Raw genomic sequence first — 8,644 nt, forward strand, 5'->3', positions numbered from 1 at the left:
TACCTCCTGTTTTGTTAGTTGAAACTCCCTTGCGCATTGCGGAACCTAAAAAATTAAGCGATTTTCTCCGTGAAACTGAACGACAGTTAATTATTAACGCTTTACAGAGTGCGGGAGTTTCTGTAGAAGGCAAGCGTAAAGCGGCTAAACAACTGGGTATATCGTTGGCTACTTTGTATAACAAAATGAAAAGTCTTGGCATAGCCGAAGTATGATTTTTCTAGATTGTTAGAATATTAATATTTAAATTCTAATGGTTTAGAAACGAACTTTTTCAGTCCGGGCAGTTTAGTGTGATTGGTATGTGGATGGATAGTTTCTAATCTATTAGAAACTATCCGTTGTTTGTAGCTCGTCAAGTCAAGAAATCAGGGATCTGGCATATTGGCACGAATTTTGCTTTGTATTATTAATGCAAAGCAAATTTTATTTTAAGGGGAGGATTCTATGTTAGCTACTCTTGGTCTTATTACTATCGTTGTGCTCTTGGCCGCAATTATTAGCAAGCGCATGACGCCGCTGGCAGCTCTGATTCTTATACCGATTGCAGCCTCGTTGGCCGCAGGCTTCGGTTGGGATACAGGAAAATTTATCGTGAGCGGTATTCAAGGCATTGCTCCGATTGTCGCGATGTTTATTTTTGCGATTATTTTCTTTGGTGTCGTCACAGATGCCGGTATGTTTGATCCAATTATCAATGGCATTCTTAAATTTGTAGGCGGCGATCCGGTTCGTATTGTAATGGGCAGTGCGTTGTTGGCTATGATCGTACATCTTGATGGTTCCGGCGCAGTTACTTTTCTAATTACCATTCCAGCCATGCTCCCACTGTTTGAACGCCTCAACATGGACCGCAGGGTCCTAGCTTGTGTTGTCGCGATGGGCGCCGGCACTATGAACATGGTTCCCTGGGGAGGACCGACACTGCGCGCCGCTTCAGCGCTGAATATACCAGTTACCGAACTGTTTAATCCTGTATTACCGGCTTTAGGTGCTGGTCTGATATTTGTAATGTCTGTCGCTTATTACCTTGGTAAACGGGAAGCAAAACGCTTGGGGATCACCGGCGGCAGTATGGAAGTATATGCTCGGGAGTTAACGGAAGAAGAACAGAAACTTCGCCGTCCGCAAAATTTCTGGATAAACATTATCTTAACCGCCGTTGTTGTTGTTGGATTGGTTCACGGCAAACTGGCACCGGCTGTATTGTTCATGGTGGGAGCCACTCTAGCGCTGTTAATTAATTATCCTAAAGTCGAGCAACAGCGGGCACGTGTAGATGCTCATGCCAAGGCCGCGCTGATGATGGCCAGTATCTTGCTCGCGGCCGGAGTTTTCACTGGAATCATGAAGGGAGCTGGCTTGACTAAAGCCATGACACAGGTTGCAGTCTCAGTTATTCCGCCTGAATTTGCTACCCATATACCTTTTGTAGTTGCCTTAATTTCAATGCCATTAAGTTTGGTTTTTGATCCGGATTCTTTCTACTTTGGTGTAATGCCAGTTGTAGCCGAAATTGCCAAGTCTTTGGGAGTACCGGCTATCCAGGTTGCCCAAGCTGCCATTCTTGGCCAGATGACCACCGGTTTCCCAATCAGTCCGCTTACTCCGGCTACTTTCCTCTTAATTGGTCTTACAAAAATTGAGTTAGGCGAGCATCAAAAGTTTACTATTCCTTTGCTGTTTGCCACTACCATTGTTATGACAATTGTCGCAGTTCTCACCGGCTTATTCCCACTTTAATCAATGATTTATATACAAAAAACTTGAGGTGACACAGGATGAAAAAAGTACGTATTGGTTCAGGTGCCGGTTATGCCGGTGACCGTATCGAACCTGCTGTAGAACTAGCAGAAAAGGGCAATATTCAATACCTATGTTTTGAGTGCTTGGCTGAAAGAACTATTGCCATAGCTCAGCAGGCGAAGATGAAGAACCCTGATGCTGGTTATGATGCTTTGCTGGAAGCTCGCATAGAGGCGGTATTGCCAATCTGTCATGCGAAGGGAATCAAGATTATCAGCAATATGGGTGCCGCCAACCCGATTGCTGGTATGAAGAAAATAAAGGAAATAGCGCAGAAAATGGGACTCAAGGGCCTGAAAATTGCCGCAGTTACCGGCGACGATGTGCTGTCAGTGGTACAAGCCAAAGATTATACTATCGAGGAAACCGGTGAAAAACTGGCAACCATTAAGGATAAGCTGGTTTCCGCCAACGCTTACCTTGGTGCAAAACCAATTGTTGAGGCTCTCCAGAACGGTGCTGACATTGTAATTACTGGCCGCGTCGCAGATCCGGCCCTGTTTATGGCTCCCTTGATTTATGAGTTTGGCTGGAGCGAAACCGATTGGAATATTCTTGGGCAGGGCACGGTTATTGGTCATTTATTAGAGTGCGCCGGCCAAATCACCGGCGGTTATTTTTCCGACCCGGGATACAAGGATGTAGAAGGGCTGGCACGGCTTGGTTTCCCCATTGCCGAAGTAAGTGAAGACGGAACGGCTATCATTACCAAGGTACCTGGATCAGGCGGCAAAGTGACGCTGGCAACCTGCAAGGAGCAATTCCTGTACGAAATTCATGATCCGGCAAATTATATGACCCCCGATGTGGTAGCCAACTTTACTACAGTTACTATGAGGGAAGTCGGTCCTGATCAGGTTGAGATTACAGGCGGGAGCGGTAAGGCTAGACCGGATACTCTGAAAGTTTCCATTGGCTATGTTGACAGCTATATTGGCGAGGGTCAAATTAGTTATGCCGGGCCGGGAGCGGTAAACCGCGGACGGCTGGCGCTCGCGATTGTGGCCGAACGGCTGAAGTTAATGGGAGTTCAATACAGCGAATTAAAACTTGATCTTATCGGTGTGGCTTCCATGCATGGCGAGAAACTATCCCAAACTGGTCATGAGCCTTATGAAGTACGTGTTCGCGTTGTTGGCCGGACGCAAAACATGAAAGAAGCTATACGTATTGGTAATGAGGTTGAGACTCTGTATACCAACGGTCCGGCCGGCGGTGGCGGTGCTACCAAAGTGGCTCGGGAGGTTGTCGCCATGGTTTCAGTGGTTGTGCCTCGGGAATTCGTTTCTTATAGTCTGCATTATGAGGTGATATAACATGAAGTTACGTGAGATTGCGCATTCTCGTACTGGCGATAAAGGCAATATTTCCAACATTTCGGTAATTGCCTATGATCCGGAAGATTATGCATTTTTAGAAGAGCATGTAACAGCAGAACGTGTCAAGGAGTTTTTTAGCGATATTGTTCAAGGTGAGGTTGTCCGGTATACGTTGCCCAATATCGGAGCGTTGAATTTTGTTATGTATCAGGCACTTGGTGGCGGCGTCACCAGGACGCTGTCATTGGATATCCACGGTAAAGGGCTTAGCTCGGCACTGATGAACCTTGATTTACCAGATAAAAAATAGATAAGGGAAGAAAATTTCGTCCTAGGGCGGGATTTATCCGTTCGATGCCTGCTGTCTTTATAGTGAATGACAACGATTAGTACCGAAACCGTTCACGGTGTCTCGGTTGCAGATATACAGTCGGCACAACACCGAATTTGTCGTTGATCCTGCCATTGCATCACGCTCTGAAAACAAATTGCCTTGGGTACTTATCCCCAAGGCAATTAGAGCGGCAAAATTAGAAGTGTTGCCTTCACTACTACGTATAAAATAGTGCAGTCCCAATTGATTTTTTGTTATTGTCTACTTTATAGCGGTAAGTATAAGCCGGGTTAGTGACACCTCATGTAAAACTAGCATATGGCTGTCAATAACCTTATTTTCTTTACAGAGACATTGAGAGTTCAGTTATTAATAAACCCTTCGGCCGTACTATCCAACTTTTCCGCCATTACACTAATCTGCTGTATCGAAGACGTTATATGGCTAATGGCACTAGCGACTTGAGCTATGGCAGCTTCAATCTGTGCGGCTTGCTGGTAGGATGTTGCACCTGCTTCCTTAATTTCTTTAATAATTTGTTCAACTTGCTTGATGGAATTAACACTGTTGGTGGCTAGCTTGCGGATTTCTTCGGCAACCACACTAAAGCCCCGGCCATTTTCGCCTACTCTGGCTGCCTCGATAGCCGCATTCAATCCCAAAAGATTGGTTTGGGACGAGATATTTTTTATGAGACCGATAACGGTATCTGTTTCTTGTGCTCGTTCCTGAGCAGCCTTTGCTGTAGTCGTCAATGTTTGACTTACACTTGCTATTTCTTGGCTTTGCGCCGCAATCTCCTCACTTGTTGCCGCCAGCAAATTAATTGCTTCACTTAACGTGGAAGCCATGTCTTTAAATTTATCATATAATTCAATGGATTGGGTGATGGCAACTGCGCCGATTACCTCATTCGCCTCGTTAACGATAGGAGTGGCAAGCGCAATATAGGGAATTCCGCGGACTGCTTTATCGATTTTGGTGAAAATTCTCCGCTTTTCGGTAATTGCCCGTTTTATTGCACTCCCATCCCTTAACGGTTCACCGACTGGTGCTTTAAGATCCAGGTTTTTCGCTGGCTTATAAAACAGGCAGGTTGTACAATCCGATATTGTTACACCATAATCGGCTGGTACGATGTCTGATAATCGTCCTAATACATAAATGTATCGGTTTAAAATCTCAACAGAATCTTCCATCTAATACCTCCTGTAATTTACTTATTTATTATGCAACTGCAATTCTCATGCCAACTATTTACTGTCGGAAAACCCTAAAAGTAAGCGGCATATTATCGTCTGTTATTCCAGACTTTTAGAAAAACAGCGGTTTTTCAAAGTTTTTCATGTAAGTTATAACGCTAGAAAATGAACAGCCTTGGTTTATTCCAGATGTTTAGAATAAACCAAGGCTGTTTTTCTAACAAATTAGAACTTTGGATTGTCCATTTTGAGGTTTAGAAAGGTGCCAAGAATACGAATGGTATTTTCGTAGTTATTTTTTACTGTTCAATGGCTACTGCCTAGCCAACAGAAAAATTAAGGTATCCTCTGCTTAGTGTCATCATATAGTTTATAAAATGATTAAGGTGATGGTCATGGAAGAATCCATTTTCTTTTCCCTTGACTCTGAACAGCAGGTACTACTTGCCGCTTTATTAGCGATCATAGTTTCAGATAAGCTTAACGAAGACCAATTAAACATTTTGGGAAACTTTGTAGAAGCATTGGGACAAAACATCTTGCTAATCCAGGCGGTAGTCTCATCGAATCCTCCGACAACCATGTCAGATAGTTTTTCAAATACACAACTTCAAAACCTACAAAAAAGTATTGAGAGGCTACAACAGGATGTAGAAGCCATGAAGGCAAAAATTGCTGCTTTAGAAGAGAATGACAATGTTCTGTGAAAAGAACTGCTTATAGGGCAGTTTTTTTTGCGTTATCCGGATGGCAAAGAACATGAAACAAAGTCATGACTTTCAGTAACATAAATCGTGGTAAGTAAATATATTAACATAGAAAGGAGGTCGGTTTTATGATGATAAGTTCAGAGTATTTACAAATACTTGGTGTACTCGGTGGAGTCGCACTTGCGTTGTTGGGAGCTAACCTACTGGCAATGGCGCTGTTTGTTCTATTTGTTAAACTGCCTATTGGAAAGTTACGTGACATGATTCATGATATTATTTATGAACTGGATAAATTTGCAGACAATATGGAAAATAAGCAGAAACGGGCAATTGCTATTCAGGATATTAGCGAGTTGCTAGGTACTTGGGGAATATTTATTCCAACTGCCCTAATAGGTTGGGTGATCGATACCGAAGTTGCTGCCATTAGGAAAATGCAGCAATCTACAGGTGCTCCAAACTTGCATGCTGAGGGTACAATTACATCTCAGGGCATTAACCTGCGTCCAGTTACGTTGGCAGAGATCAAACAAATGGCTATAGCAGCTAAACCCGCGCTGGAAGCAGCGGCAAGAAGTTATGGCTGGCCAATTAAGGTGTATTATCACTGGACTGCCGGGCACTATGACCAATTTTTTAATGATTATCATTTTAATATAGGTAAAAATGGCGCGGTATATGCTACAACAAATAATCTAAGTGAAAGAAAAAATCACACATATCGCCGGAACCATGGTTCTATTGGTATTGCTCTGACTTGTGCGTATAACGCGATATCTGCCAATAATCTGGGTCCGGAACCGCCAACCGCATTACAAATTGAAGCAACAGCCCAAATTACTGCTGTACTAAGTGATGCTCTTGGTATTCCTATCGACATTAAACATTTTATGACCCATGCAGAAGCGGCAGATAATATGGATGGCTGTAATCCAGGATATGAAGCTAACGGCTATCCAGAAGGCAAATACGGCCCTCAAAACAGTGTTGAGCGTTGGGATTTGTGGGTCGTCAAAGAAGGGGATACACCAGGTTCTGGCGGGAATATCTTAAGGGGTAAGGGCATCTGGTATCAGCAAAAACTAGTAATCTAGCTGTACTATTTTTAAGAATACAGTGGATAATGCGTTGAAAGTAGAGGCCTGGGGATGTTACAGCAATAACTGGGTAACTACGAAACGCTATTTCCACTTTTTTTCTTATTTGTTCTAAAATGAATCATATCTTTAGGTAACAATGGCAAGCAGGAACTGGACGGGTTATGATACTAGTTGTTTTCCAGCGAGATTGTCTGAGGGGCGCAAACATGGCAGGCAATCAAGGTTATTAACTTTATCTCTGAGGCACGTGTTGTTGAAAACTAATACATAACTCAGTATAATTTAGATGTCCTCCACACTTGAGGAAGCTGGAAGGAAAAAATACAGTAGATAGGCGGCAACGTTATGAAAATTTCTAAGAAAGATGCGCTAATATGGTTTGATATTTTTTCCCAATTACCTGAGGATGAGCTTAGTACAAAACATGAAGAAATTATTTACGCTACTTTTGCGCAGATTGAGGCAGCGATTGATCAAAGAAATCATAGGTTGATGGCGGAAATTAGAGGTTTGAAAACTTTGGAAAATCGGACTTTTTTTGTGGGAAATGAAAGTAAATTTCCCCAAGGATGTCGTTCTTGTCTGTTAGGTACTGGATTAACGGCAATCAGGAAAACCAACAAATGCAATTTAAAGTGTAAGTTTTGTTATAATTATGGCGAATTAGAAAATATTCATCCCGTTGGTGAAGGATTGTGGGAAATTGGTGGTACCAAATTTTATGAGAAGGATATTGATTTGCTTCTTTCCATCTACCAAAAACCTACTGGCATTTCTTACGTTTTTTTAGAACCTTTCATGGAAATTGAAACATACTATTCGATTATCAAGAAATTTAATGAGGCGCAAATTTATCAACATTTATACACCAATGGTACGTTAGCTACCGAAGAAACACTGAAAGCGTTAGGCGAAGCCGGTCTTGATGAAATACGGTTTAACTTAGGTGCTTCTGCATGTTCAGACAAAGTGATTGAAAATATTGGTTTAGCGAAAAAATATATTCACTCTGTAGGCATTGAAACGCCAATGACTCCAGAGTTTTTCGAAGGATTCTTTCAGAAAAAGCAAGTCATCCTCGAAACAAAACTCGATTTTATTAATTGTGCCGAATTGCATTTGAACGAAAATAACATAGGTAATTACTATGGAGAAAATATGTATATTTCCCGACATGGCTACATATCTCCGATTTGGAGTAGGGAATTAACTTTGAAATTTATGAAAATAGCAGATGAAGAAAATTGGGATGTAGTAGTTCATGATTGTTCCAACTACACGAAGTTTGCAAGAGGACTAAATTTGGGTAGTAAAGCGGGTATGTTGTTCGGAGCAAGTAATTATGCCTGTGAGTTTTCTAAGATTCCATTCGAAATATTTATACCCATATTGAATGATGATAATTTCAATTTTTTAACTGAAGAAGAGTTGCCGGATGACTATAAGCCAGAAATGATCGAGTTGTAATTTTATGCAATAAGCGATAGTAGAAAACGTGAATGGCAGGGTACGGGGCTATTGACACGAAATAGTTCTTAACCAGGATTGCCTGATAGGCGGAACATACTAGGAAAAACACAACTCTGTCTATGTGAAAAAACATAAGGGGCCGTGTTGAAACCCAAGTTTCAGCACGGCTCCCTTGTGTTTTTGAGGGTCTCAGCAAATTCCCTATTCACTCTTGACTTTTAATATCTAAACCAATTCTGTTTAGCTACAAAAACTGTCTGGCGAACAGTTCTGAACAAATTAATAACCTATAAAATTATTGAATATTACAAAATAAACAATATTAAAAATTGGCAGGATATCATTTGTAAAATAGCGAAAAAAGAAAATAGGACAATTTTTATACATGACATGTGTCCTAGAGGGGCAAAAGAAGGAAAAGGCAACTTATTGGAATAGCAGTCCAACCCCCAAGCAAGTAAATGCAGGCAAATGGTAGAAGTGAGGGATCTGGTAATGAAAGTAAAACATGCTACGCTGAATAAGGTTTTAGGGGTGATATCGTTACTGATTTTTGCAAGTTTAATTGCTTGTTCAATATTTATCAGAAATGCGTTTGAGAACGAACAACAGGCATTTGCAAGACAGCAGGAGTTTAAGCAATTAGGAATTGAACTGGCCAATGCTTCTGATTTTTTAATGAATGAAGCAAGAAAGTATGTTC

At 41.6% G+C, this 8,644-nt stretch carries 9 protein-coding genes; 8 read left to right on the forward strand and 1 reads right to left on the reverse strand.

Features of this window, described 5'->3' with window-relative positions; all coding sequences use genetic code 11:
- From AC29Z1_RS06695 to AC29Z1_RS06710, 4 genes are all read left to right on the forward strand, one after another.
- Positions 1–215, forward strand: a 215-nt coding sequence (locus tag AC29Z1_RS06695; RefSeq protein ID WP_488270684.1) for a helix-turn-helix domain-containing protein, incomplete at its 5' end; no start/stop codon positions are given.
- 232 nt (positions 216–447) lie between these two features.
- Positions 448–1,743, forward strand: a complete 1,296-nt coding sequence (locus AC29Z1_RS06700; protein ID WP_488270685.1) for a CitMHS family transporter — start codon at positions 448–450, stop codon at positions 1,741–1,743.
- A gap of 38 nt (positions 1,744–1,781) precedes the next feature.
- Positions 1,782–3,122 (forward strand): acyclic terpene utilization AtuA family protein, encoded by a 1,341-nt coding sequence (locus AC29Z1_RS06705; RefSeq protein WP_488270686.1) that lies wholly within the window; start codon positions 1,782–1,784, stop codon positions 3,120–3,122.
- Position 3,123: 1 nt separating this feature from the next.
- Complete coding sequence (locus tag AC29Z1_RS06710; RefSeq protein ID WP_488270687.1) at positions 3,124–3,435, forward strand: AtuA-related protein; 312 nt, start codon at positions 3,124–3,126, stop codon at positions 3,433–3,435.
- A 386-nt stretch (positions 3,436–3,821) separates the two neighbouring features.
- Here AC29Z1_RS06710 and AC29Z1_RS06715 read toward each other — a convergent pair whose 3' ends face one another.
- On the reverse strand, positions 3,822–4,658 hold the full coding sequence (locus AC29Z1_RS06715) for a methyl-accepting chemotaxis protein (protein WP_488270688.1): 837 nt from the start codon (positions 4,656–4,658) through the stop codon (positions 3,822–3,824).
- Positions 4,659–5,038: 380 nt separating this feature from the next.
- Here AC29Z1_RS06715 and AC29Z1_RS06720 point away from each other — a divergent pair, with 380 nt between their 5' ends.
- The 4 genes from AC29Z1_RS06720 to AC29Z1_RS06735 form a co-directional block, all read left to right on the forward strand.
- Complete coding sequence (locus tag AC29Z1_RS06720) at positions 5,039–5,368, forward strand: hypothetical protein (RefSeq protein WP_488270689.1); 330 nt, start codon at positions 5,039–5,041, stop codon at positions 5,366–5,368.
- A gap of 128 nt (positions 5,369–5,496) precedes the next feature.
- Positions 5,497–6,465 (forward strand): peptidoglycan recognition protein family protein, encoded by a 969-nt coding sequence (locus AC29Z1_RS06725; protein WP_488270690.1) that lies wholly within the window; start codon positions 5,497–5,499, stop codon positions 6,463–6,465.
- 351 nt (positions 6,466–6,816) lie between these two features.
- Positions 6,817–7,938: a radical SAM protein gene (locus AC29Z1_RS06730; protein ID WP_488270691.1), complete on the forward strand. Its 1,122-nt coding sequence runs from the start codon at positions 6,817–6,819 to the stop codon at positions 7,936–7,938.
- A gap of 498 nt (positions 7,939–8,436) precedes the next feature.
- Positions 8,437–8,644, forward strand: a 208-nt coding sequence (locus tag AC29Z1_RS06735; protein ID WP_488270692.1) for a hypothetical protein, incomplete at its 3' end; no start/stop codon positions are given.

It is taken from the genome of Sporomusa sp. (assembly GCF_057736855.1).

Bases quoted from the DNA above. Each gene is read 5' to 3' on its own strand.
- AC29Z1_RS06700 (WP_488270685.1), top strand. From the start codon at position 448: ATGTTAGCTACTCTTGGTCTTATTACTATCGTTGTGCTCTTGGCCGCA.
- AC29Z1_RS06705 (WP_488270686.1), top strand. From the start codon at position 1,782: ATGAAAAAAGTACGTATTGGTTCAGGTGCCGGTTATGCCGGTGACCGT.
- AC29Z1_RS06710 (WP_488270687.1), top strand. From the start codon at position 3,124: ATGAAGTTACGTGAGATTGCGCATTCTCGTACTGGCGATAAAGGCAAT.
- AC29Z1_RS06715 (WP_488270688.1), bottom strand. From the start codon at position 4,658: ATGGAAGATTCTGTTGAGATTTTAAACCGATACATTTATGTATTAGGA.
- AC29Z1_RS06720 (WP_488270689.1), top strand. From the start codon at position 5,039: ATGATTAAGGTGATGGTCATGGAAGAATCCATTTTCTTTTCCCTTGAC.
- AC29Z1_RS06725 (WP_488270690.1), top strand. From the start codon at position 5,497: ATGATGATAAGTTCAGAGTATTTACAAATACTTGGTGTACTCGGTGGA.
- AC29Z1_RS06730 (WP_488270691.1), top strand. From the start codon at position 6,817: ATGAAAATTTCTAAGAAAGATGCGCTAATATGGTTTGATATTTTTTCC.